The following is a 24100-nucleotide window of genomic DNA, read 5'->3' on the forward strand; positions in this document are numbered from 1 at the left end:
CCAGGCAAGATCGTTCCGCAATAGCTCAGTGGTAGAGCAACCGGCTGTTAACCGGTAGGTCGTAGGTTCAAATCCTACTTGCGGAGCCAAAAATGGCCCGTTGGTCAAGCGGTTAAGACACCGCCCTTTCACGGCGGTAACACGGGTTCGAATCCCGTACGGGTCACCATTATGGAGGATTAGCTCAGCTGGGAGAGCACCTGCCTTACAAGCAGGGGGTCGGCGGTTCGATCCCGTCATCCTCCACCATTTTTTCAAACCATATATGCCGGTGTAGCTCAGTTGGTAGAGCATCTGACTTGTAATCAGAGGGTCGAGGGTTCGAATCCTTTCGCCGGCACTCCTCGGGGGGGTAGCGAAGTGGCTAAACGCGGCGGACTGTAAATCCGCTCCTTCGGGTTCGGCGGTTCGAATCCGCCCCCCCCCACCAGGTTTGAGCCATTAGCTCAGTTGGTAGAGCATCTGACTTTTAATCAGAGGGTCGCAGGTTCGAGCCCTGCATGGCTCACCATTTATGCGGAAGTAGTTCAGTGGTAGAATACGACCTTGCCAAGGTCGGGGTCGCGGGTTCGAATCCCGTCTTCCGCTCCATTATATTTTCCTAATTTAGGGGCCTTAGCTCAGCTGGGAGAGCGCCTGCCTTGCACGCAGGAGGTCAGCGGTTCGATCCCGCTAGGCTCCACCATATGTTTTTTTCTTAAGTTAGTGATGACTTAAGTTTTTTTTTGCCTAAAACCATGAACCATTCACTTGAGAGTACAGAGAAAGACAGCCTGCCACCATTCAGGCTGTCTTTTTGCATGTTTATACATCAATGTGACGAGTTGAACCACACAAATGATAGCGTTTACAATTTACTTATTACGTAATCAAGGGGGAATGGGGATGGAATGGTCATACATTGAAGTGCCGTTACGTTACGGACAGGGGAAATTAGGGGTGGATCAAGGACCTTCAAAGTTAATAGAACTAGGAGTAAACGAATTATTACCTAAAGGAACAACGCATCACACGATTCGAGTGTTACCTGAAACGGAGATTCGTGAAAATGAAGAACATCTGAAACGGGTAGATGGAGTGCTCTACTCGGTTACAGAACTGGCTGATATTGTTCATCAGGAAATAAAGGCAGAAAGATTTCCGCTGATCGTCGGGGGCGATCACAGTATGGCCATTGGCACATTGGCTGGTTTGGCGAAAACAGGACCATACGGCGTCATCTGGGTAGATGCGCATGCCGATTTGAACACGGGCGAAACGTCTCCGTCGGGTAATATTCATGGCATGCCTCTCGCTGCTGCGATGGGCATGGGGGACATCCGACTGACGGAAGTTGGAGGACGGGAACCAAAATTGCTGCCGGAACATCTGGTTTATATTGCGCTCCGAGATATCGATGAAGGTGAAATGAATGAGATCAACCGTCTCGGAATCAAAGTGATTACGGTTGAGGAAGTGCGTACCCGGGGTGTCGACGTCATCATGAATGAAGCGCTGGCATATCTACGTGAACGTGTCGAACGTTTTTATATCAGCTTTGATATGGATAGCTTAGACGCTTCGCTTGTACCTGGAACGGGAACACCTGTCGATGGTGGATTGACGGAAAACGAAGGGAAAGCTATTTTACGTGAAGCGATGAAAGCCGAGGACTTGCTTGCGGTAGAGTTAGTTGAGTTAAATCCAGCACTTGACCGTGAAGAGTTAACAGCCCAGCTAGCCTATCGATTAGTTGATACAGTAATCAAGACCAAAGAAAACCTGTTATTGGAAGGCGAAACTGTCTAATCGCCTTACAGTTTCCAAACCCGTTTGCTACAATGGGGTTGGAAACTTTTTTTATTGATTTTGAAACCAGATAGAGAAATGAACGTATATAGAAATGACCGCATAGAGAGCGGAGAGGGGAAGTGGATGAATGGAGCGGTTGACTACCCGTTTGGTTGATGAAGTAAAAACGGGGAATCACGATTCGTTTGCTGAACTGGTAGAACTGTATAAGGATGGCGTCTTTGCAATCGCTTATAAGGTATTATACGATCGCGGCGAAGCAGAAGATGCGGCTCAAGAAGCGTTCATCAGGGCATACACTCGAATTCATACGTATGATTCACAGTATAAGTTTAAAACGTGGTTATACCGAATCACGACCAATGTAGCGATTGATCGGCTTCGGAAAAGAAAACCTGAATATTCGATGGATGCTGAAATCGCCGGTACCGAGGGCTTGACCTTTCAAGACCATTTGCCAGACAATACTCCTCAACCCGATGACCAAGTCGTTCACCGCGAGATTCGAAGCGAGATGCATGAGGCAATCAAGCAGCTCCCTGACAAATATCGAATTCCGCTTTTACTCAAGTATATGGATGATTTGTCTCTAAAAGAAATAAGCGTGATGACCGACATGCCGGTTGCAACGGTTAAAACACGAATCTTCCGGGGAAGAGAAATGTTAAAAACAATCTTTCAAAACAGGGAGGGGTTCAATTGACTCCTGAAGAGAAACTACAACAATATTTGGAAGATGGCGTACTGCCCGAAGAATCTGAAGAATTACGTCAGTTACTAGAGGATGAGAAGCTATACCGGGCTTACCTCCAGTACGAACGGATCGATGCAGAACTGAAAGCACTGCCTCGCCCAAAATTATCTGCTGATTTTACGTCCCGTGTCATGGCTTCCTTGCCTGACCAGCAGACGGTGAAAAACGTCGAACCGATTTCGAATGCACATACAAGACGCGGGAAAATAACCCCCCCACGTTCAAGACAGATGGTGTGGCTTCAAAAACACCCCGCACTTATTGCGGCCGTTCTCTTTTTCAGTCTGATGTCGAGTGCGACATTGGGGCTGTGGAACAGCTCCACAGAAACGATGACCTATACGAAAGCACCCGGAATCATCGTGACGGATAATGAAGTCGTGGTACCTGCCGGGGTGACAGTCGACCGAGACCTGACCGTTCAAGGTGGGAATTTACGAGTCGAGGGAACGGTCAAGGGAAATGCGACGGCCGTCCATGGCCGGGCGTATTTAGCCAGTGCAGGTGAGGTGACCGGGGACCTGGAGCAAATCGATCAAATCTTTGAATGGGTTTGGTACTCCATCAAACAATTATTTTAAGGCGCCCTCGAGCGTCTTTTTTCGTTTCAATCTGGTTTCGTTTTTACGTCCGTGTCATGCGTCCTGACAGAAATATGATATAATGTAAATTGCACGAATCGGCTAGGTAGTTGAGGAGGGGAGCATTTGCCGCTACTTGAACAAGTATCATTTTTATCATTTTTTAGTCTTTCAGAAAACGTACATTGGTATGATTATTTGAACGACGTTTTAGATATTCTTGTCGTCACGTATGTCATCTATAAACTCATGATGATCGTACGAGGGACAAAAGCAGTCCAATTGATTAAAGGAATTTCAATTATTCTGGTCAGTTGGTTCCTGAGCGGCTTTTTCGGATTAAAAACGCTTCAGTTCTTATTAAATCAGGTCATCACATACGGTTTGTTAGGGATTATCATCATCTTTCAACCTGAGTTAAGGCGAGGACTTGAACATTTAGGGCGGACGAGTAATCTGTTTGGACGAGCAGGGACGAGTGATGAAGAACAGCAACGCCAGATGATTGAAGCAATTGTCAGTTCGGCTCAGTACATGTCGAAACGTCGGATTGGGGCATTGATTGCCATTGAACGGGATACGGGGTTAAATGAATATGTCGAGACCGGGATCCGGATGGATTCTTACATCACATCCCAACTCATTATCAACTTATTTATTCCGAATACACCGCTCCATGACGGGGCGATGATTATCCAGGACGGAAAAATCGCGGCTGCCGCGTGTTATTTACCGCTCTCGGAAAGTCCGCACATTGATAAAGCGCTTGGAACCCGCCACCGTGCAGCAATCGGGGTGAGTGAAGTGACCGATAGTGTGACCTTGACTGTTTCCGAGGAAACAGGAGCGGTTTCGCTCGCGATCGCTGGACGTCTGTACCGTGAACTCGATGAGGAAGCGTTGCGGAACAAGCTGATTCAAGAACTCGTTATCGAAGAAAAAGAGGCGACGATTTCGTTCTTCGGTAAAAAAGGGGGGGACAAGTAAGTGATCGATCAGTGGTTACAACATAAATGGTTTCTACGTATCATCGCACTTGCTCTGGCCGTCCTTTTATATTTAATGGTCGCTGAAACGAGTTCTTCCAACAATTCGTCCAGTGCGCTTCCGATTGTCGGACAAAGTTCGATGACACTGGATGTTCCGGTGGAGGTATTCTTTGATGAGGTGCAATATGTTGCGTATAACGTGCCTGAAGAAATGAGTGTCGAACTGCAAGGCCCATCGAGTAGTTTAACGATGACCAAATTGGTGAAAGATTATCAAGTGTTCGTTGATTTGACGAACTTAGGAACGGGCTTTCATCGTGTGCCTGTCGAGGCACGCGGGTTTGGTGGTGATGTGAACGTCAAGCTGGAGCGGGAAACGGTCGAGATTTATATCGACCGGAAACAAACGGTGGAGGTTCCGGTATCGGTCAACTTATTGAATAAAGACCAGTTACCAGAAGGGAAAGCCGTAGGAGACGCCAAAATCGAGCCGTCGTCTGTCAAAGTTTCTGGAGGCGCCAGCCGTATTCAAAACGTGAAAGAAATTACGTTGAATGTAGATGTCTCCAATCAAAATCAAACGTTCACACGGGAGATTCCGCCGACCATTTTGGATGCGAACGGCAACCCGTTGAATGTTTCCGTAGACCCGAACATCATCAATGTGACCGTTCCGATCTATGAGGAAAGCGCAGTCGTCCCAATTGAAGTCGTGACAAGCGGTGATGTGGCGGAGGATTACCGGCTCGTCGATACGCTGTTAGGCGAAACGGAAGTTCGTGTCTTTGCGCCGAAAGAAGTATTAGACGAGTTAGAAATCATTCGGACGGAGCCGATTGAATTAGATGAATTGAACAAAACCACAAAAGTGACAGCGAAACTTCAACTGCCTGACGGGGCAACTTCGTTAGCGGAGGAAGAAGTGGAAGTCCAATTGCTGGTTCGTCGAAATGACGACACCCGTGATGACACGGGCGAGTTGACAGAACGTGTCCGTTTGACCGTACCGATCAATGTCCGGGGATATGACCGGACGAATTATACGTTAAAAGCACAAGACATCGTTAGCGTCACGTTGTCTGGCAAACGTTCGCTTCTCGAAAATATCTCTTCTAACAGTATTAACGTCACATTAGATTTAACAGGATTGCCGAGTGGAACCCACGCTGTGGATGTGGACTACGAGGTACCAAAAGGCGTGACCGTCATCTCGCCGAAAACAATCGACGTCCAATTGACGGGCGTGGAGGAAGAAACCGAAACGTCTTCGATTCAATAAGACGTTCAATCATACAAAAGTGAGGATTCAATTTTATGGGTAAATATTTTGGAACAGATGGAGTTCGCGGTGTTGCTAACTCAGAGTTGACTGCAGAATTAGCGTATCGTTTAGGTCGTGCCGGCGGGTATGTGTTGTCGAAGCACTTGCCTGAAGGCGAGCAACCGAAAGTGTTGATTGGTCGTGACACGCGAATCTCAGGACATATGCTTGAAGGGGCATTGATTGCAGGACTTCTTTCAATTGGTGCTGAAGTGATGCGTCTAGGTGTCATTTCTACGCCAGGTGTCGCTTACTTAACAAAATCTCTCGATGCGACAGCGGGTGTCATGATTTCTGCGTCTCATAACCCGGTTGCGGACAATGGAATCAAGTTCTTTGGCAGTGACGGCTTCAAATTGGACGATGCGACAGAACAGGAAATTGAAGACATTTTAGACGCGTCGGAAGATACTTTGCCGCGTCCGACCGGGAAAGACCTTGGATTTGTCTCAGATTACTATGAAGGCGCGCAAAAGTACCTTCAAATGTTAAAACAGTCTGTTGAAGAAGACTTCGAAGGACTTCATATTGCCCTCGACTGTGCACACGGTGCAACGAGCGGTCTCGCGGCACGTTTATTCGCCGACCTTGAGGCAAACGTCTCGACAATCGGTAACTCACCGAACGGCTTGAACATCAATGATGGCGTGGGGTCGACTCACCCTGAGCACTTGGCAGAGTTCGTCCGTGAAAAAGGCGCAGACATGGGTCTCGCATTTGATGGAGACGGAGACCGTTTGATTGCAATCGATGAAAACGGTGACGTCGTGGACGGCGATAAAATCATGTACATTTGCGGGAAGTATTTGAACGAAAAAGGCCGTTTGAAGGACAATACGATTGTCGCAACGGTCATGAGTAACCTCGGCTTCCATAAAGCAGTGGAAGAGGCGGGTATGACGGCGCTACAAACAGCAGTCGGTGACCGTTACGTCGTCGAAGAAATGAAAAAAAATAACTATTCACTCGGTGGGGAACAATCCGGACACTTGATTTTCCTTGACCATTCAACGACAGGCGACGGGATGCTCTCAGGAGTCCAACTCGCTCAAATCGTCAAGTCGACGGGACGTAAATTGTCAGAGCTGGCAGCGGAAATGCCGGTCTTCCCACAGAAGCTCGTGAACATTCGCGTGACGGATAAGAAGGAAGCGATGAACGGCGAACGCGTCCTCGCGACGATTCAGGAAGCGGAAGCAGAGATGGCCGGTAACGGTCGGATCCTCGTGCGTGCATCGGGAACAGAACCACTCGTTCGGGTTATGGCCGAGGCGCCAACTGAAGAAGAGTGTGACCGTTATGTCGAGCGCATCGCTCAAGTCGTGCGCGAAGATTACGGTGTAGAAGGATAAAATCTCCTGAATGGGGGAATAACACAAGGGAATCCACTTTCGGATTCCCTTTTTGTTTCCGTTTTGTCATCGGGAAATCGGACGATTTTCTTGACGAAAGGGGGTGTGATTTGTACTATTAAGGGCGTGACCTTAGAAACGGAAGGACACCAAAGTACGAACAAGCGCCAGAACTCTACGGAGTTGACGAGGACGGAGGTTATCGAGATTTCGGCGGATGCCTCCTCGTCGCCTGTCACGACGACAAGTACTCTTTACAAAACGCCCGGGTGACCGGACGGACAAAGGAGAGTGCACTGACAGCTCTTTGAAAAAGCCCGTTTCCTTTTTCGAGAAATCGAAGAATAGAGGAGAATTGTTTATGTGTGGAATTGTAGGAATGATTGGGAATACCGGAGCGAAGGAAATCCTTCTCAAAGGTCTAGAAAAACTCGAGTACCGTGGCTATGACTCGGCAGGTCTTGCGTTGATGCATGATCAGGTCAACGTTCATAAAGAAGTCGGTCGCATCGCCGCGCTACGCGAAATCGTCCCAGCAGAAGTAGACGGCACGATTGGAATCGGCCACACACGTTGGGCGACACACGGGGTACCAAGCGTACCGAACGCCCACCCGCACCAGAGTACGACAGGACGCTTCACACTCGTCCACAACGGTGTCATCGAGAACGACGAGCAGATCAAGAAAACGCTTGACGTGCCGTTCCTCTCAGAGACGGACACGGAAGTCATCGTCCAGTTGATGGAGAAACACTTCGTCGAGCTCGGCGATGTCGAGGCGGCGTTCCGCAAGACGCTCGCTGACCTTCACGGCTCATATGCGATCGCGATGATCGACTCAGAGGACAAAGAACGCCTCTATATCGGAAAGAACAAGTCACCACTCCTCGTCGGACTCGGTGACGGCACGTTCAACGTCGTCGCATCAGACGCGATGGCGATGCTCCAGGTGACGGACCAGTACCTCGAGCTCCACGACGGCGAAATCGTCATCCTCACACGTGAGACAGCGACGATCAAGACACTCGACGGCGAAGTGCTCGAGCGTGCACCGTACACGGCTGAGATCGATGCGTCAGACATCGAGAAAGGCACGTACGCGCACTACATGCTCAAAGAGATGGACGAGCAGCCGGCCGTCATCCGCAACATCATCCAGCACTACCAGAACGAGGACGGCGACATCGAGCTCACAGAAGGCGTACGCGAGCTTGTATCAGAGTCAGACCGTGTCTACATCATCGCATGTGGAACGAGCTACCATGCCGGTCTTGTTGGGAAGCAATTGATTGAACGTGTTGCAGGCGTACCGACAGAAGTACACGTTGCGTCTGAGTTCGGCTACAACATGCCACTTTTGACAGAGAAGCCACTCTTCCTCTTCATCTCACAATCAGGTGAGACAGCGGACAGCCGTGCTGTTCTCGTCGAAGTGAAGAAGTTGGGTCATAAAGCCCTCACATTGACAAACGTTGCCGGTTCAACGCTCTCGCGTGAAGCGAACGAGACGATGCTCCTCCACGCAGGTCCGGAGATCGCCGTTGCCTCGACGAAGGCGTACACGGCTCAAATCGCAGTCCTCGCGATTCTCGCATACGACATCGCGCGTGCGAACGGGAAGAAACTTCCGTTTGACCTCATGCAGGAGCTTGCACGTGTCGCGACGATCATGGACTCGGTCATGGCACAAAAAGAAATCTTTGAAGAGCTTGCTGATAAGTTCTTGAAAGAATCACGCAACGCGTTCTTCCTCGGACGTGGTTTGGATTCTTATGTTGGTCTTGAAGGCGCATTGAAGCTCAAAGAGATCTCATATATCCAGGCGGAAGGCTATCCGGGTGGAGAGCTCAAGCACGGTCCGATCGCGTTGATCGAAGACGGGACACCGGTCATTACACTCGTCTCACAACCAAACACGCACCTCAACATCCGTGGTAACATTAAAGAAGTCGTTGCACGTGGTGCGATTGCATGTACGATTTCAATGGAAGGCATGGAACACGAGAACGACGCATTCGTGCTTCCACGAGTAGAGCCGCTTCTCACACCGCTTGTGACGGTTCTTCCACTTCAACTCATCTCGTACTATGCGGCGCTTGCACGCGACTGCGATGTCGATAAGCCACGTAACTTGGCGAAGTCGGTAACGGTTGAGTAAGTAGTATAAACCATCTATTCAAAAGCAGGGATCCAATTGGATTCCTGCTTTTTTGCGCTTAAAAAATCTATTTATTATAATTTTTTGGGATTCAGTTTTGAATATTCTGTTAAAAAAGGGTTTTCATAACCGATATAAATTATTGAAAAGGTTTTTATCAATCGGGAATAAAGGTGATGCATCGTATGAAAAAATGGTCTTTTAAAAAACTGGCTACGAAAATGAGTCTTTTATTTATCGGCTTGAGCGTGATTCCATTGGCGTTGGTCAGTGTAATCAATTATTTCAATACAACAGGTGCCCTTGAATATGAAATCCAGCAACAATTGACAGCAATTCGGGACATCAAAAAATCACAGATTGAAATGTACTTCAACGAACGTCGGGAGGACATTGATGTATTAGCGAAACGAAAAGCGATCCGGGAAGCACTCGTGGACTTTGACGCGGCATTTACAACGAGCGGAATGGATAGTGAGGAATATGAAACAGCACTGTCGGACCATAGTGAAGAATTGATTGATTTCAATGAGACGTATGGATACTATGATTTGTTCTTGATGAACAATCAAGGGGATATTGTGTACACGGTCGCGAAAGAAAGTGACTTGGGAGAAAATTTAGTGAGCGGTCCCTTGAAAGATACGAACTTAGCCAAAGCCTTTGAGGACGGGAAGACAGGGACGAGCCTAAAGGATTATGAGTACTATGAACCGTCGAAAGCCCATGCGGCTTTCTTAAGCTCTCCAATCAAGGATGAGACAGGAAGCGTAGTTGGTGTATTGGCGTTGCAGTTGTCAGACGAAGCGATTGCAGGCATTATGGGTGGACGGACTGGAATGGGAGAATCAGGTGAAACTTATTTGGTCGGCAGTGATCAGATGATGCGCTCGAATTCCATTTTCACGACGGAGTCTGATATTGGTGTGAAAGAAGTCAGTACGGTGTCTGTCGAAAAAGCACTGGACGGGGAGAGCGATTTTGCTGTCATTGAGGACTATCGTGGTGTTCCGGTGTTTAGCGCGTATACACCCTTATCGATTGAAGGACTCGATTGGGTATTGCTTGCTGAAATTGATGAGGCAGAAGTAAAAGAACCGATTGTAAAAAATGGAGAAGAAGCCATTCTGATCTTAGTGATTTCCGCGGTGATCGTAGGAGTCGTCGCGGTGTGGTTTGCCACAAAAATGAGCAAGCCGATTGTGCTGGCGAGTAAACGACTCGAGGCAATCGAGCGGGGACACCTCTCTTATGAGCCACTTCCTGTGAAGACGGCGGACGAGGTCGGCGTCTTGACACTTTCACTCAATCGGATGAATGAAGAACTGCATCAACTCGTCGAAGGGATTCGTAATTCAGCTATGGAATTGACAAGCGGGTCTGAAGAGACAGCATCTTCTGTGGAGGAAGTGACAAATTCGGTCGAAGGGCTGCATCAAGTGGTTCAGGAGCTGGCCGAAGACGCGGCGGTGGGGAATGAAGTGGTCATGGAATCGACAGAGGCACTTCAACACTTGGCGACACTCATTGAATCCGCCAAGCAGAAAGCGGAAGACGGGAAAGAGAGCTCGCACGTCACGTTGACTGCTGCCACACAAGGCGTACAGCACGTACGTGAGACAGTCGAGAAGATGGAAAACATCGTCACAAAGACGGAAGGGACGCAGCGATTGATTGAGGAACTTACGCAACATTCCAAACAAATCGAAAACATCGCGGAAACGATGACCGCAATCGCCCAACAAACCAATCTTCTTTCCTTGAATGCCTCAATTGAAGCAGCCCGTGCCGGAGAGCATGGAAAAGGGTTCGCAGTTGTGGCCGAAGAAGTCAGGAAGCTGGCCGAGCAGTCCAACCGAGGTGCGGAAGAAGTGTCGCAACTGACAAAAGAAGTGATGGATTTAACGAAACACACAGCCCACAGCATGCAAGAGAGCAGTGAGATTGTGCATGAAGGGGTCGTGATCGCCCAGGTCGCGGGTGAATCGCTCGAACAAATTCTAGATGCCGTGAAAAGAACCGGGGCATCGATTGATGAAATCGTTCAGATCACAACTGAAGAAACCGAAACGTCTGAGGTGCTCGTTCATGTGACGAAGCGACTTGCAACAATCATTGAGAAGACGGCTTCGAGTGGTCAAGAAATGATGGCTTCCTTTGAGGAGACATCGGCGGCGATGCAGAGTGTGAGTGCTGTTTCGGAAGAATCGGCAGGGATGGCGACCGATCTATCGCATTCTGTCGAAAAGTTCCAATTGGATTAAAGCATTGCAGAAAAGGACACGAACGGTGTCTTTTTTATTATTAATCAACAATTATTTGTTGTTTTTCGATAAAAATCTGTTATGATGAACGTATCAAACTGGAACGAGGTGATTCGCTTGAAGCGAGAGACGATTTTCTTGAGATTGGCTGTGCTGGTCATTGCGATTCCGATCATCGCGATTTGTGTGTTTGCCTTACCGTTCATCTGGAGACAGACTGCTGAAAATGGAGGATGGGTAGAAGCGTCCATTCATCCAATCATCATTGGTATGTATGTCGCAGTAGTGCCTTTTTTGATTGCATTGTATCAAGCGATTCGGTTGCTTGGATTGATTGACCGGGACGAAGCATTCTCGTACGCTTCGGTGAGATCTTTGCGTTTCATCAAATACTGTGCGCTCTGCATTACCGTGGTGTATATCGCGACACTCCCGTTCTTTTATCAATTCGCGGAGCGTGATGATGCACCGGGATTCATGGTCATTGGGCTCATTCTTGTATTTGCATCATTTGTGATCGCCGTGTTCGCGGAGCTGTTGCAAAAATTGTTGAAACGGGCCATCGACCTGAAGCAAGAAAATGATTTGACGGTTTGAGGTGAGAGACATGGCGATTATCGTAAATTTGGATATCATGTTGGCCAAACGGAAAATGAGTGTGACCGAATTGACGGAACGGGTCGGGATTACGATGGCAAATTTGTCGATTTTAAAAAACGGGAAAGCGAAAGCAATCCGTTTCTCGACACTGGAAGCCATCTGCCGGGCCCTTGAATGTCAGCCGGGTGACATTTTAGAATATCGGGAAGATGAGGAAGCAGAGTGAACGCTCTGCTTTTTTAGTGACAACATGGCATATTGAAAGTCCGGCCCAAAAGGCGTGCCGTGCTACAATATGCATGAAAAAAGGGGGCGTCACATATGAAAATTGGCATTGTTGGAGCGGGGCTGAGCGGCATCATCGCCGCCCGCGAGTTGATTGAACGGGGACACGCTGTCGAATTGATCGAGAAAAGCAGAAGTGTCGGCGGACGACTCGCGACACGGCGCATCGGAGAAGGAAAAGCTGACCACGGAGCGGTGTATTTCACGGTACGTGGGGAAGACTTGAAACAGGATGTCCAAGCATGGATGGCGAACGGTTGGGTCACTGTCTGGTATGCGGATCCGTATCCGCGATATGTGGCGACAGGCGGGATGAATCACCTCGCCAAGCACTTGGCAGAAGGGCTGCCCGTTCACTTGAATGAACAGGTGGAAGCAATCAAAGCGGAGAATGGAATGATTTCAGTCCATACGAACAAAACAATCCGCCACTATGAGAAGCTACTCGTTACGACCCCGCTTCCGCAGACGTTTGAGTTACTCGGTCAGCTCTCACAAGATATGAATCAGTCGTTACGCACATTATCCTATGCCCCGACATTCGTCGGACTATTTGAGTTCATGGATCCAATCAAAGTGGGGACAGAGGGGATCATCGACCAACATCTGGAACGGGGGTTATTGAAAGTAATCAATAACCGTCAAAAAGGAATCTCGACGACGAATCTCGTCAGTGTGTATATGGACGAAGCGTGGAGTGAGTCCTGGTATGCGCGTTCAAGTGAAGAGACGCTTCAAGAAATCGAGCGTTTATTAAAAACCGTGACCGGAGAAGCGAAGATTGCATCGAAGCAATTGAAGCGGTGGCGCTATGCTCAGGCGAGAGAAGTTTGGCGTGCCCCTTATGACCGTTTGAAGCAACACCCGGTCTTTTTGGCGGGAGACGTCTTTCTCGAACCGGATGACCCATCCGGCAGAACACGCTTCGAAAGTGCCTATATCTCCGGTCTACGTGCTGCAGAAGCGATGGATACCTAAAACCTTCTATGGAAGGTTTTTTTTAGTTTGTGCCGAATAATCAGGCATAGACGATGGGGAGGGGAATGCTGGAATGGGTATGGTTGGGTCTTACATGCAGTTATCTGAAGAAGAATTGGCCAGGGTGCTTCAAGACTCCGGGCAAATTGAGGAATGGCTGGAAGATGAAGAACGCCAAGCGGATATCGACAAAGCATGGCACGGGCTTTATTTCTTGCTGACTGGAGAAGCGGACTTAAACACGATTGAACGTCATTCGCTCGGTAAAACGATTTTTGGGACGGCGGTAATCGATGAAGAGTCAGGGCTGGCTTATTTGAAGTCTGACGAAGTGGCGGACTTATCTCAAAGGCTTCAATATATCGACCTGTCGGCGCTCGAGGCGCGATACGACGCCGATTCAATGAATCGATATGAGCTGTATCCATTTGAACGTGACTGGGGAATGGAGGAGAAAGAATATCTGCTTGAACAGTTCGAAGAATTGAAACAAATTTTCCACCGTGCGACACAACGGAAGCAGGCGCTTGTCACTTGGATTAGTTGATCTGTTCATTATGTAAAGAGAGCAGGCGGAAAATGAGGCGGACGTTCCTTCAGAAAGAGGACGTCTGTTTTGGTATATATTTCTGTCGTTTCGGGAACAGAAGGTCAGGTCAACTATTCGAGGAGGGACGAACTTATGGAAATCGTCATCACAGCGATATTAAAAGCACACCCGGGAAAAGAAGAGGCGTTGCGTCAAACGCTGAATCGAGTCATCCCGCCATCGCGTGAAGAGGAAGGCTGTTTGACGTATGTACTACATGAATCCATCGATACGCCGGGAACGTTTGTGTTTTATGAAAAATATAAGCATGCGGAAGCGTTAGATGCTCATATCAATTCCCCGCACTATCAGGCGTATCGGGAAGAAGCGGGGGCACTTCTCGCTTCCCGGGAAGTTTTCCGTCTGCACGAGGTTTGAAAGGAGAGGAACGTATGATTACCCAATCCATTATTCCATGCATTTGGTTCAATGAAGATGTTGAAACGATTGCAGACTGGTATGTTTCGATTTTCCCGGATTCCTTTGTCGACTACACGACGAAGCTGACGAACACCCCGGCAGGTGAAACGACGGTTGTCACGCTCTCGATTGCGGGGCAATTTTTTCAATTTTTGCAGGGGGAACCGTGGAAAGAACGAAATCCGTCCATGTCCTTCATGGTATCAGTCGGAACGGTAGAAGAAATCGATTCCTTATGGGAAGCATTATCCGATGGTGCAGACGTCCTGATGCCACTCACATCCTATGATTTCAGTGAACGCTATGGCTGGTTAAAAGACCGCAACGGCATCTCCTGGCAAATCATGCATGATGGCGGGATGGAAATGCAAACCGTGACGCCGTGTCTTTTATTTACCAGGGAATCGTTCGGACGAGCGGAAGCGGCGATGAACGATTGGATTTCTATTTTCCGCGATTCCTATCTGCTCGATGGACAGCTGAGTCGATACGGAGAAGAGCATGGCGAGGAACTCGAAGGAAAACTGAGTTACGCGCGTTTCGTCTTGTCGGGTCGTGAATTTGTTGTGATGGACGGCGGAGGAGAGCATGACTTCACGTTCAATGAAATGCAGTCGCTCATCGTCTTTTGCAATAAGCAGGAGGAGGTTGATCACGTTTGGGAGCAACTGTCTGCGGTACCGGAAGCGGAGCAATGCGGGTGGTTGAAAGACCGGTACGGCGTATCCTGGCAGGTGATTCCGTGGGAGATGGAAGAGATGATGACCGTGGGTACATCTGAACAGCTTGAACGGGTGGTCGAAGCGTTCTTGCCGATGAAGAAAATCGATATCGCGACAATCAGAAAAGCGTATTAAAACAATCCCGGGGCATTCGCCTCGGGATTTATCGGGATGGCTGTAATTGATTGAACGCATTTTTCTCGATGATCGTATCCGATAGCCGAAGCTGACTTTCTGCGATCTCGATTTGAGGTTCACATTGTTCGAGGGGGATCATCTGACCGGTTCGAATCGAGTAGCACATTCCTTGACCTGTTGCTTTCGTTAAGTCGGGTACGTAATAACGGTCCTTATATCGGAATGACCCATCCCGAAAGACGGTCAAATTGGGTTCATCGTTCAATAGTGAATCACCGAGCACGTGGGAAGAGGTCATGCCGAGTAAATGAAGAATCGTCGGTGCCAGATCAATCTGTCCACCGCTCGCCTCCATGAATTGACCCTGTTTTTGCTGCGGCGTCTTAATGAAAAGGGGGACGGTTCTGTCGAGGCGGAACAGGTCTACAGGAGAACGGGCGTCCATTTGGATGGCCATTTCTCCGTCCTCATTCGTCAAACCGCTGTCGTGGTCACCGTACATGACGACCAACGTATCCTCCCACAGCTTTTTTTGTTTCAATTGATCAATCATTTGCCCGACGGCTGTATCGACGAAGTGAACGGTATGATAATAATTTTGAAGGAGCGGGTCTTCAACCCCGGTCAGGTCCAACCGTTTCTGGTCCTCCGGAATGTCATACGGGGTATGACTCGATAAAGCGACGAGAAATGCATAAAACGGTTGCTCCAACCCTTCCATGAACGTGACCGAGGTGGAGAGGAAATCCTTATCGTTCAATCCCATCCCGACAACAGGATTGTCAGGGTAATCCGCTTTACTGAAGAATCGGGTGAAACCGGTATTTTGATAGAAGTCGTTCCGATTCCAAAAATCTTTTTTGAAGGCGTGCATGGCAGCTGTCTCGTATCCGGCGTCTTTCAGCGTGGTCGACAAGGTGTGATAGGCATGGTCGGGGAAGCGTGTATAAACCGATCCAGATTTGAGCGGATAGAGCGATGTGTTCGTGATGAACTCAGCGTCAGACGTACGCCCTTCATGGGTCTGGTGATAGAAGTTCGGAAAATAGAGAACCTCATCACGGAGGCGATTCAAATTCGGGGTCAACGCTTGCCCGTTGATTGACTGCCCGATGACCGAGGTTTGGAATGATTCGAGTTGGAGGACGATGACGTTCGTACGCGGGTTTGACGCACTGACGGGTTGGAAAGATAACGACTGAACCTGCTGTCGTTCTTCTAGCGTCAACGTTTGGTTTACGTGCAGCACGCTCCCGAGGCCTCGTGCGACATCCAGACCGTGATACCCCCAAAACCCGAGATGATAGTATTCACGCATATTCGAGACGGCGTCCCCGGTCAACCAGGCTTCCTCCCGTTGGTGACTCAACACAAGTGGAAGACTGAAGAGGAAGAGCCCGAGAAGCGAACCTTGAACGGCAAGACGATGTCTTCTTTGTTTGTTTTCTTGTACAGGGTGACGTCTCATATAGAGCAGAATGCCACCATAAATAAGCAAGTCGATGAAGAATAAAAAATCGATTGGACGGATCAATGTCAAAAAACCGCCTTCGACGTCCCCCATCTGGCCAAAATCAGAAAGTAGTGCGACAGATAGGAAGTCATCGAAATAGCGGTAATACCAGACGTCGGAGATCAATAATGTGCTGTGAAGAAACAAGGACGTATATAAGATCCAGCGCCGCCATTCGTGTTTCACCGCAAGTGCCCATCCCGTTAACAGAAGAACGGTCGACAGGTTAAGAAAGAACAAAGACACATTGAAGGCGGTCGCGGTCAGCCAGCTAAAGAAAAAGAGTTTGCTCAGTGAGAGCAGGACGTAACTCCAATAATCTAAAAATTTCATAATTCCCCTCCAAACGAACAAGACTTATAAAAGTTTACCTGTCTTATAAAAGTTTACCTGTTTGGAGAGGAGTGAAAACGTTCGGGTGTGCCCGAGGCGACCGTCATTGAATCAAGAACGTGTCGCGGAGTTCGATGATCGTACCCTCGGGTGCCTGTACTTTACTCAAATGCCCGTCGACGACAAAGTAGATGTTCCCGCCGTGCTTCGGTAAGAACGTGACACCGAGCGTCTCGAGACGTTGCACTTCGGCCGCCAAATCTTCGACGTATAAGGCGAAATGAACAGGTCCGGCGGCGTGCTTTGTATAACCGGTGAGCGTTTCATCGGTTTTCGCTGTTTGGAGCTCGATATAAAAATCACCGAGCTTGAGCCAACTGTTGAAGTCGCGGGTATGGAAGTTTGGCGACTCTTGGACGAGTTCGAAGCCGAGCGCCTCGTAAAAAGACTTCGAAGCGTGATAATCAGTCGTTTGAATACAGATATGGTGAATTTGTTTCATAAAAATCGTCCTTTCACATACGGTTCATCGTGTGTGGGGAATGGGTTGAAGAATCATCTGTTTCGCCGGTACGGAACGCTTTCATATAGAAAAGGATCCCGGCCAAACCAAATAAGGAAATGAACCCATTGTGGGATAACATATCCATAAAATTAGGGGGATACGTCGGGAAAGTACCTGTTTGTACCTGTGCCGCCCAAAGGGTGTTCGCGGCGATGCGTTCGAGTGTATACAACAAGCCAGACAGGGCGAGACAGGACGTGCCCCACAACAGTAGCGTATGACGATTCAACTGACATTCCTCCTTCACTCAGATGATTTATTTTACCATACAACCGGACAGGGATTCGTACACCGGACGAGGAAAGAAGTCATCGAAAGATGGCGGAATGTGAGATGAAAACATCGTATGGAGGGAATCAATGATGGAGTTTTGGGAAAATGAGTCGGAACGGCTTCGGTTTCTGCATTGGATTGAAGCTGATACAGCTTGGTCTGTCGTGAAAGATACGGATTTGACCTATTTGATGAAAAGAGAAGGTGCATATGCCAAGGCGGTCACATTCATCAGCAAAGGGGAAGCGAAATTATCTGAAGCATTGGCAGCTCGATTCCCTGAGCTTTTGCCAAAGGTAACTGCCGTCCACCCGACGGAACCGTGGTTCATCATGGAGGAAATTGCAGGAAAACCGCTCCGCGAAGAACCGAACGAAGCGCAGTATAAAACGGCATTACAGGCATATGCCCGTCTGCAGCAACAAATGAGTCGTGATGTAGACGTAATGGTACAAATGGGAATCCCTGATCGTCGTCCTTCCATTCTGAAAGATGAAATCCGTCGCTACTTGCCGGAAATGTGTGCGGGACTGGATTCGGAAAAAAGAGCGGCAGTACTTGCCTTGCAGGAGGAACTGTCCATGATGTGTGAGGAACTCGAATCGGGCATTCCGATGAGTGTCGATCATGGAGATTTACATGGCGGAAACATCTTTTGGCAGTCGAAGACCAATACACCGTGTATCCTCGACTGGGGAGACGCGACGGTCACCCATCCGTTTTTTAGTGTCCGTGTATTTTGGAATGCGTTGTTTGATCTACTCCCCGAGGAAGAAGACCGATTGTGGATGCAGAAAATTGAAGTGATGCGAGCCGTTTATTTGCAGGAGTGGCATGATATCGCGCCTCAGGAAGTGCTCGAACGGCATCTGACGATTGCAGAAGAGCTAGGGTGCGTGTATCGGGCAATCTCCTGGCACGTCTACATCACCAAAAACCGTCGGAATCAAAAAGATTCCAGCGATAAACCGGCGCAATGGCTCAGTTTATTGCTGGAATACCGTGAACTCGTACATGACGATGTTGGAAATTGATTGTCACGAAAATTGATCAATCAGTTCTTCATACGTTTTTTCGTCCCAAAACAGTGATCGAGACGTATCCGGTGGTTTTAACATGTCTCCTCCGAGATCGAAAATGACGGCGTATCCATCTTGAACTTGGAACAAGAGGAAATCGACCTTATGTTCGACCCGCATCTCAAAAGAAATCGTCATGTTCCGAATCGGTTCGCGAAACAGCTGAACGCCGGCTTCGTCCAATTCGATTAACAGGGCGGAGGTATAGACGTGGCGATTGTAGATGTCTTGAAATTCGTCTTTCGTTAACACGACGCCTGGCGGGGGTGCACTCGTACCGTATTTCCGGTTCTCGATTTCTTCGACGAACTGCTGAAAGGACGTTTCCTGCCAAAATAAAGGGGCGACCGATTCGGTCCCATTGGCAATCGAACCATCTGCCCCTTCGTAGATGGTCGCATACGTGCCGTCATCCAGTTGGAACGGATAGATGTTGGCATACGTATGCTCCAAACCGTGCGCCGCAATAATGACACGTTCAAACGTTTCACGGAACGGGGTGATCCCGTTCTTTTTAAGTGCATCGAGAAGCGGTTCGACTTGGTCATATTCGTCGTATATGTCCTTGAAATCTTCCCGCGTCCATTCTTCGATGGGTGCAGGAGGGAGTTCAGTCGGGAGTGGGGATGGGGTCAGCGGGTTTGTACAACCGGAAAGGAAGAATATCATGCTTCCCAATACGATCCATCGCTTCATCTCACCACCCCTTTCGACAATGTCATTTTTAACCATATTATCACTATTCAGCGAAATGAAGAACCTGTCAACATTCTCACTCAGGGTGAGGACGTGCCGCATAGTGGTCGAGCGTATGCTGGAAGCGAGCAATGTCTTCTTCAGAAACCGGTTCGCCCCATGAAGCACCATAACGGATCGCATAATAGACAGATGACTCGTTCATGGGCAGTTGGATTCGGCTGAACCAGTCTTGTAATGTCTCGTGAGAACGCAAGCGTTTAGCTGGTGTAAGGGATTGATTGAATGTAATCAGCGCATCGCGAATCGGCACGTTTGTAAGTCGCATGAGCGGAGACGGAGCGTCAGTGCCCTTGTTGTGTCCGACTTTCTCAGGGGGAACAACACGGTTCGAATGAGAGTCATCCGTTCGCTTCAGACGCCGTTTTCGCTTCCAATAGACATATAGGCTGAAGAACAGGAGTGCTGTCAGTCCGACCAAGAACCCTAGATTTCGTGTCGCTTGGCCAGAAGATGTTATCCTCTCGAAGAGTTCGAGTTTTCCTTTTCGGGGATCAAGTTCAAATGGGAAATTCGATTTCGTCTTGCTTAAGAGCGTTCCTTCTTCCGGATCTGTATCAATGTCTGATGGAGAACTGGCATGTTCCTCGACAGGTAAAATTTCCGGAGCATAGAGCCACTCGAATATACTCGTCGTGACGACAAACAGCGTAAACGTGAACAGAAGTGCGGCAACGATTGTAAGGAGTAATTTGGTCGTCCAGCGCAAGATAGTACCCCCTTTTGAATTTTCAAACTATTTGTTGTTTATCTTACCATAAAAAGGTAAAGTTTGATTAAGACAAAAAGTGGAGGTCAACATATGGGCATGGAGACAGTCATTAAACAATTGAACGAGGTCTATTTAGGGAAGGAGGACGTGGTACGGCTATGCTGTACGGCGTTATTGGCAGAGGGACACATCTTGCTTGAGGATGTGCCGGGAACCGGGAAGACGTTACTCGCCAAGACGATTGCGGCAAGTTTTGACGGGGCGTTCTCCCGGATCCAGTTCACGGCCGATTTGTTGCCGTCGGATGTGATTGGCGCGGATTACTTCAATATGCAGACGCAGACGTTTGATCATCGGCAAGGACCGATTTTTGCGAACATCGTCTTGATCGATGAAATCAACCGAGCGGTTCCACGAACGCAGTCCGCTCTTCTCGAGGCGATGGAAGAGCGACAAGTCTCCATCGGGGGCGAGACGTATCCAATGCCGAAACCATTTTTCGTCATCGCGACGCAAAACCCGATTGAGTCCGCTGGAACGTTCCCGTTACCGGACGCCCAACTCGACCGCTTCCTCATTTCGATCCCGGTTGGCTACCCTAATGTCGCCGAAGAGCGGGAACTCCTGCTGCAAGTCATGCGTCAAACACGGAAAACCGTGGAGGCGGTCGCGACGTTAGATGAGTTACGCCGCGCCCAAGAGGAAGTGAAGCAAGTATCAATCCAAGAGGACGTCCTCGATTATTTACTCGGACTTGTCCATGCGACACGGGAACATGTATCCGTCGAGGTCGGCGTCAGCCCACGCGGTGCCATCGCACTCATGCGGGCCTGTCAAAGTTATGCCTATCTCCGAAATCGTCTATACGTCATTCCGGAAGATGTGAAAGCTGTGGCACCCTATGTATTGGCCCATCGGCTGACGTTGACACTTGAAGGAGGCATCAAATCAACGAAGCAGGACATCGTGCGTTACATCTTAGACACGGTTCCGGTTCCGGTCGAGGGTTGACGATGATTTTCTCAACGCATAACGTCTTTCAGTGGAAATGGATGCCGGCATACACATTCGCCGGGGTCGTGCTTGTATTTGTACCGTTCTTGGAGGTATTCGGTTATTTGCTCTGTTTACAGGCAGGCGTCGTCTGGTTGCTCGAGCACACGCGGAGGCAGTTAGAACGACAGTTACACCTTCAAGTTCATACACACGAATCGCTTCTCTTTGTCAAAGACGAGACGGAAATATACATCGTCTTGGAGGGGAGCGAGTATTTAGAAAAGCTAGGGCTTCCCGTTCGCATCCGTTTGAAGTCGAATACGGCGCTCAGTTTTATCGAACATGAGCAATCGCCGAACAGTTTGGATCTAACGTTACGAACGGAGCAACCACGTCACACGATTCGCGTGCAAGCCGAATTTCGGGGGCCCGCCTATATTGAGGAATGTGTACTTGCCGTCGGACTCCCGTTCCATCTCGGGACGTACCTTCTCGAGTGCCCGATCAACCAGCGCTGGACGGTATTGCCTTCGCTCAAACTACACCCGCCGGTCGGCACGAAACGATTGGCACTGGGAGAAAGGCCGATGACGGCATCACCACTCCGAAACCCGTTACAGATTCTAGGTTCCAAGTCTTATGAAGGGGAACCGGTCAAAGAAATCGATTGGGTCGCGACGGCAAAACTCGGGCGCGTCCAGTCGAAAGTGTTTCAAAAGACATCGCTCGATACGTTCACGTTCGCCGTGGACTTAAGTGGTCCGTCCGGCTATACACTTCACCACGACTTTGAATCCATCATCAGTCAAGTCGCGTATGTGACGTCCCGGCTCTTAAAAGAAGAATGTAAAATCGAGTTGTTTATCAATCGCTTCAACGGTAAAGGAAGAATGGAGCATATCTCCCTTCAGGAAGGAGAACGGGGGACGCGCGTCATTCTCATGATGCTCGCCGATCTGCATCCGGGGAATCGCTTCATCTCAACTGATGCATTCGTTCGTATGGTCGAACGGAAGCGGTTGAAGCAAAGTCATCTCGTTTGGTTTAACCAGCATAACCTGTATGACTAACAAGGAACTTTCCTAGGGTTGGCGAACTCATTTAAAAAGAGACGACCAAAAGGGGAGACGCGTATGCCAAAGCGGAAGTATGCCAATCGAAGGGATTGGGGGCGGATTTTAAAGAATCGATACGTACAACAGTCAGTTCACGATCATCGATTTTCAGGGACCGTTGCCTTGTTTCAAATTGACGAAGTACGGGCACCGCAGTACAAGACACATAACGGGAAAGAGTTTATCGTGGCCGATGCCGGATTCGCATGGCTTCAATATTTCCCTGAAAATGAGCCGTTCGGGGTCACGGTCATGTTCAATCCGGAAGGTGAGATCGTGCAGTGGTATATTGACCTCGTCGACCGCATCGGTGAAGAGGACGGGATTCCATATATGGACGACCTGTTGCTCGATATTCTCGTCTTCCCAAACGGGGACATCGTTAAAAAGGATGAGGATGAGTTCGAGGAGGCGACCGAGAGCGGGGAACTGACGCCTGAACAGGTCGAACGGGGCTGGCGTGAGTTCGACGCCACGCTTGACCGCATCAAACGGGGAGACTTCATCTATTTTGAGTTAGCAAAAGAGCATTACGCCGAATTGAAGCAAAAACTATGAGACAATCTTCCCCTCTGCTACAGTAAAAGCGTAGAGGGGGATTTTTATCTAAACTCCCGCTCCTACACGTCAAGGGTGAAGCCTTAGTGAACGTAAGAGATGAACCTGGCGCGTATGCCGGTAAATAGGATCAGTTGCTACAACAATGATTGGATGGAAACAGCTACAAAAGGAGTGAACCCATTGTGGAAGATTTGTTTTTAAAAGCCGTTCGCTTGCGCGAGGAAGGGCAGCTTGAACAAGCAAAACAACTGTTCTTATCCCTGCTTCGACAGGATGAAAAAAATCCAAGGCTACATGCCTACTGTGCCTGGTGCTATGACTCACTCGGTGAAGAACGTCAAGCCGTCCCGCATTATGAACGTGCGATTCGTTTAGGTTTGACAGGAGAAGAGTTGGGTCAATCGTATCTCGGGTTGGGTAGCACGTATCGGGCCTTGGGGCGTTATGAGGATGCGGAGGAATTATTTGCCGAAGCAATCGAACACTTTCCGGACATGGGGGCGTTAAAAGTATTCCAAGCGATGACGCGCTATAACTTAGGGCGACACGCGGAAGCGACAGGTGCGCTACTCGAGCTGCTTGCTGACCCGAAGCCCGATCCGAGCATTGCCAGGTATCGGCGTGCAATCCATTTTTATGCGCGGAATTTAGATGAAACGTACGAATGAGACAAGGTGACGCTTGTCTTTTATGTTTGAAACAAATCAATTGACGAGATGAAATCCGCGTGTTATATTTATCTCGAATTAAAGATACTTAGTTTAGAGGTAAATCTCTCTTGTCCATAAGGGGGGAGACAAATGGAACAATCAGAAGTGTTGAAGACAATCACGGTGTTGTTACGGGCTTCTCAATCGTTACAAGAACTAGTGAAACAAGAGGTCGGGTGTTTCGGGTTAAATGCAACGGAGTTTGGGGTGCTGGAATTCCTTTATCATAAAGGGGATCAGCCGATTCAAATGATCGGGAAGAAAATTCTATTATCGAGCGGTAGTATGACATATGTCGTGGATCGCCTCGAAGCAAAAGGATATCTCGTTCGAAAAGCCTGTCCGAGTGACCGCCGCATCACATACGCCTCTTTGACAATGGAAGGGGAGGAACTCATGCGAGATATCTTTCCGAAGCATACGGCGCGTATGGATGAACTATTTGATGGTTTAGAACTGACTGAAACAATCGAGCAACTGAAACAAATCGGGAAGCGGGCAGAAGCCGCAAAAAATTTTAATCATGTATCTTGAAATCAAGATTT

At 48.7% G+C, this 24100-nt stretch carries 25 protein-coding genes and 8 tRNA genes; 28 read left to right on the top strand and 5 right to left on the bottom strand.

What is annotated here, in order from left to right:
• The first annotated feature begins 14 nt into the window (after positions 1-14).
• The 22 genes from KNP03_RS11150 to KNP03_RS11255 all read left to right on the top strand — a co-directional run bounded on the left by KNP03_RS11150 (position 15) and on the right by KNP03_RS11255 (position 14939).
• Positions 15-89: transfer RNA gene (locus KNP03_RS11150), tRNA-Asn, on the top strand.
• Between the two features lie 5 nt (positions 90-94).
• Positions 95-169: transfer RNA gene (locus KNP03_RS11155), tRNA-Glu, on the top strand.
• Positions 170-173: 4 nt separating this feature from the next.
• Positions 174-249: transfer RNA gene (locus tag KNP03_RS11160), tRNA-Val, on the top strand.
• A gap of 18 nt (positions 250-267) precedes the next feature.
• Positions 268-340: transfer RNA gene (locus KNP03_RS11165), tRNA-Thr, on the top strand.
• Between the two features lie 6 nt (positions 341-346).
• A tRNA-Tyr gene (locus tag KNP03_RS11170) sits at positions 347-430 on the top strand.
• A gap of 5 nt (positions 431-435) precedes the next feature.
• Positions 436-511: transfer RNA gene (locus KNP03_RS11175), tRNA-Lys, on the top strand.
• Positions 512-516: 5 nt separating this feature from the next.
• Positions 517-591, top strand: a tRNA-Gly gene (locus KNP03_RS11180).
• An 18-nt stretch (positions 592-609) separates the two neighbouring features.
• Positions 610-685 (top strand) — tRNA-Ala (locus KNP03_RS11185).
• Positions 686-885: 200 nt separating this feature from the next.
• A complete protein-coding gene (gene rocF / locus KNP03_RS11190) occupies positions 886-1788 on the top strand; it encodes an arginase (RefSeq protein ID WP_214829310.1) in 903 nt (300 codons plus the stop codon).
• 130 nt (positions 1789-1918) lie between these two features.
• The gene (sigW, locus tag KNP03_RS11195; RefSeq protein ID WP_214829312.1) at positions 1919-2494 is read left to right on the top strand and encodes an RNA polymerase sigma factor SigW; all 576 of its coding nucleotides are present in this window, start codon (positions 1919-1921) and stop codon (positions 2492-2494) included.
• Entirely contained in the window at positions 2491-3126 is a 636-nt protein-coding gene (locus tag KNP03_RS11200; protein WP_214829314.1) for a polymer-forming cytoskeletal protein, read from the top strand. The genes sigW and KNP03_RS11200 overlap by 4 nt, the downstream gene beginning before the upstream one ends.
• 126 nt (positions 3127-3252) lie before the next feature.
• Positions 3253-4113 carry a diadenylate cyclase CdaA gene (cdaA, locus tag KNP03_RS11205; RefSeq protein ID WP_214829316.1) on the top strand — a complete coding sequence of 287 codons (861 nt, stop codon included), beginning with the start codon at positions 3253-3255 and terminating at the stop codon, positions 4111-4113.
• Positions 4114-5394: a CdaR family protein gene (locus KNP03_RS11210; protein ID WP_214829318.1), complete on the top strand. Its 1281-nt coding sequence runs from the start codon at positions 4114-4116 to the stop codon at positions 5392-5394. It begins immediately after the preceding gene.
• 35 nt (positions 5395-5429) lie between these two features.
• Positions 5430-6788: a phosphoglucosamine mutase gene (glmM, locus tag KNP03_RS11215; protein ID WP_214829320.1), complete on the top strand. Its 1359-nt coding sequence runs from the start codon at positions 5430-5432 to the stop codon at positions 6786-6788.
• A gap of 361 nt (positions 6789-7149) precedes the next feature.
• A complete protein-coding gene (glmS, locus tag KNP03_RS11220) occupies positions 7150-8946 on the top strand; it encodes a glutamine--fructose-6-phosphate transaminase (isomerizing) (RefSeq protein ID WP_214829322.1) in 1797 nt (598 codons plus the stop codon).
• A 185-nt stretch (positions 8947-9131) separates the two neighbouring features.
• Entirely contained in the window at positions 9132-11210 is a 2079-nt protein-coding gene (locus KNP03_RS11225; RefSeq protein ID WP_214829324.1) for a methyl-accepting chemotaxis protein, read from the top strand.
• 81 nt (positions 11211-11291) lie between these two features.
• Entirely contained in the window at positions 11292-11807 is a 516-nt protein-coding gene (locus KNP03_RS11230; protein WP_240544593.1) for a DUF2975 domain-containing protein, read from the top strand.
• 10 nt (positions 11808-11817) lie between these two features.
• Entirely contained in the window at positions 11818-12036 is a 219-nt protein-coding gene (locus tag KNP03_RS11235; protein ID WP_214829327.1) for a helix-turn-helix domain-containing protein, read from the top strand.
• A gap of 95 nt (positions 12037-12131) precedes the next feature.
• On the top strand, positions 12132-13073 hold the full coding sequence (locus KNP03_RS11240; protein WP_214829329.1) for an NAD(P)/FAD-dependent oxidoreductase: 942 nt from the start codon (positions 12132-12134) through the stop codon (positions 13071-13073).
• Positions 13074-13146: 73 nt separating this feature from the next.
• On the top strand, positions 13147-13620 hold the full coding sequence (locus KNP03_RS11245; protein ID WP_214829331.1) for a YfbM family protein: 474 nt from the start codon (positions 13147-13149) through the stop codon (positions 13618-13620).
• 135 nt (positions 13621-13755) lie between these two features.
• Positions 13756-14040, top strand: a complete 285-nt coding sequence (locus tag KNP03_RS11250; protein ID WP_214829333.1) for a putative quinol monooxygenase — start codon at positions 13756-13758, stop codon at positions 14038-14040.
• A 14-nt stretch (positions 14041-14054) separates the two neighbouring features.
• A complete protein-coding gene (locus tag KNP03_RS11255; protein ID WP_214829335.1) occupies positions 14055-14939 on the top strand; it encodes a VOC family protein in 885 nt (294 codons plus the stop codon).
• Positions 14940-14967: 28 nt separating this feature from the next.
• Here the strand turns inward: KNP03_RS11255 and KNP03_RS11260 are convergent, their stop codons facing one another.
• The 3 genes from KNP03_RS11260 to KNP03_RS11270 all read right to left on the bottom strand — a co-directional run bounded on the left by KNP03_RS11260 (position 14968) and on the right by KNP03_RS11270 (position 17582).
• Positions 14968-16788 carry an LTA synthase family protein gene (locus KNP03_RS11260; protein ID WP_214829336.1) on the bottom strand — a complete coding sequence of 607 codons (1821 nt, stop codon included), beginning with the start codon at positions 16786-16788 and terminating at the stop codon, positions 14968-14970.
• A gap of 103 nt (positions 16789-16891) precedes the next feature.
• Positions 16892-17290 carry a VOC family protein gene (locus KNP03_RS11265; RefSeq protein WP_214829337.1) on the bottom strand — a complete coding sequence of 133 codons (399 nt, stop codon included), beginning with the start codon at positions 17288-17290 and terminating at the stop codon, positions 16892-16894.
• A gap of 13 nt (positions 17291-17303) precedes the next feature.
• A complete protein-coding gene (locus KNP03_RS11270) occupies positions 17304-17582 on the bottom strand; it encodes a hypothetical protein (protein ID WP_214829338.1) in 279 nt (92 codons plus the stop codon).
• Positions 17583-17715: 133 nt separating this feature from the next.
• On the opposite strand from KNP03_RS11270, the gene KNP03_RS11275 reads away from it, so the two are divergent.
• Positions 17716-18660 carry a phosphotransferase family protein gene (locus KNP03_RS11275; protein ID WP_240544594.1) on the top strand — a complete coding sequence of 315 codons (945 nt, stop codon included), beginning with the start codon at positions 17716-17718 and terminating at the stop codon, positions 18658-18660.
• 3 nt (positions 18661-18663) lie between these two features.
• Here KNP03_RS11275 and KNP03_RS11280 read toward each other — a convergent pair whose 3' ends face one another.
• Together KNP03_RS11280 and KNP03_RS11285 are read right to left on the bottom strand one after the other, a co-directional pair.
• A complete protein-coding gene (locus KNP03_RS11280) occupies positions 18664-19401 on the bottom strand; it encodes a hypothetical protein (RefSeq protein WP_214829340.1) in 738 nt (245 codons plus the stop codon).
• A gap of 76 nt (positions 19402-19477) precedes the next feature.
• On the bottom strand, positions 19478-20170 hold the full coding sequence (locus tag KNP03_RS11285) for a hypothetical protein (protein ID WP_214829342.1): 693 nt from the start codon (positions 20168-20170) through the stop codon (positions 19478-19480).
• 93 nt (positions 20171-20263) lie between these two features.
• Between KNP03_RS11285 and KNP03_RS11290 the strand changes: the two genes are divergently transcribed.
• The 5 genes from KNP03_RS11290 (at position 20264) to KNP03_RS11310 (ending at position 24089) form a co-directional block, all read left to right on the top strand.
• The gene (locus KNP03_RS11290) at positions 20264-21184 is read left to right on the top strand and encodes an AAA family ATPase (RefSeq protein ID WP_240544595.1); all 921 of its coding nucleotides are present in this window, start codon (positions 20264-20266) and stop codon (positions 21182-21184) included.
• A gap of 2 nt (positions 21185-21186) precedes the next feature.
• On the top strand, positions 21187-22239 hold the full coding sequence (locus KNP03_RS11295; RefSeq protein ID WP_214829344.1) for a DUF58 domain-containing protein: 1053 nt from the start codon (positions 21187-21189) through the stop codon (positions 22237-22239).
• Between the two features lie 63 nt (positions 22240-22302).
• Entirely contained in the window at positions 22303-22842 is a 540-nt protein-coding gene (locus KNP03_RS11300; protein ID WP_214829346.1) for a ribonuclease FAU-1 family protein, read from the top strand.
• 185 nt (positions 22843-23027) lie between these two features.
• Positions 23028-23513, top strand: a complete 486-nt coding sequence (locus KNP03_RS11305) for a tetratricopeptide repeat protein (RefSeq protein ID WP_338082733.1) — start codon at positions 23028-23030, stop codon at positions 23511-23513.
• A gap of 132 nt (positions 23514-23645) precedes the next feature.
• Positions 23646-24089, top strand: a complete 444-nt coding sequence (locus KNP03_RS11310; protein WP_214829349.1) for a MarR family winged helix-turn-helix transcriptional regulator — start codon at positions 23646-23648, stop codon at positions 24087-24089.
• The last annotated feature ends 11 nt before the right edge of the window (positions 24090-24100 follow it).

Origin of the sequence: Exiguobacterium algae, from assembly GCF_018617875.1 — a bacterium.
GTDB lineage: Bacteria > Bacillota > Bacilli > Exiguobacteriales > Exiguobacteriaceae > Exiguobacterium > Exiguobacterium algae.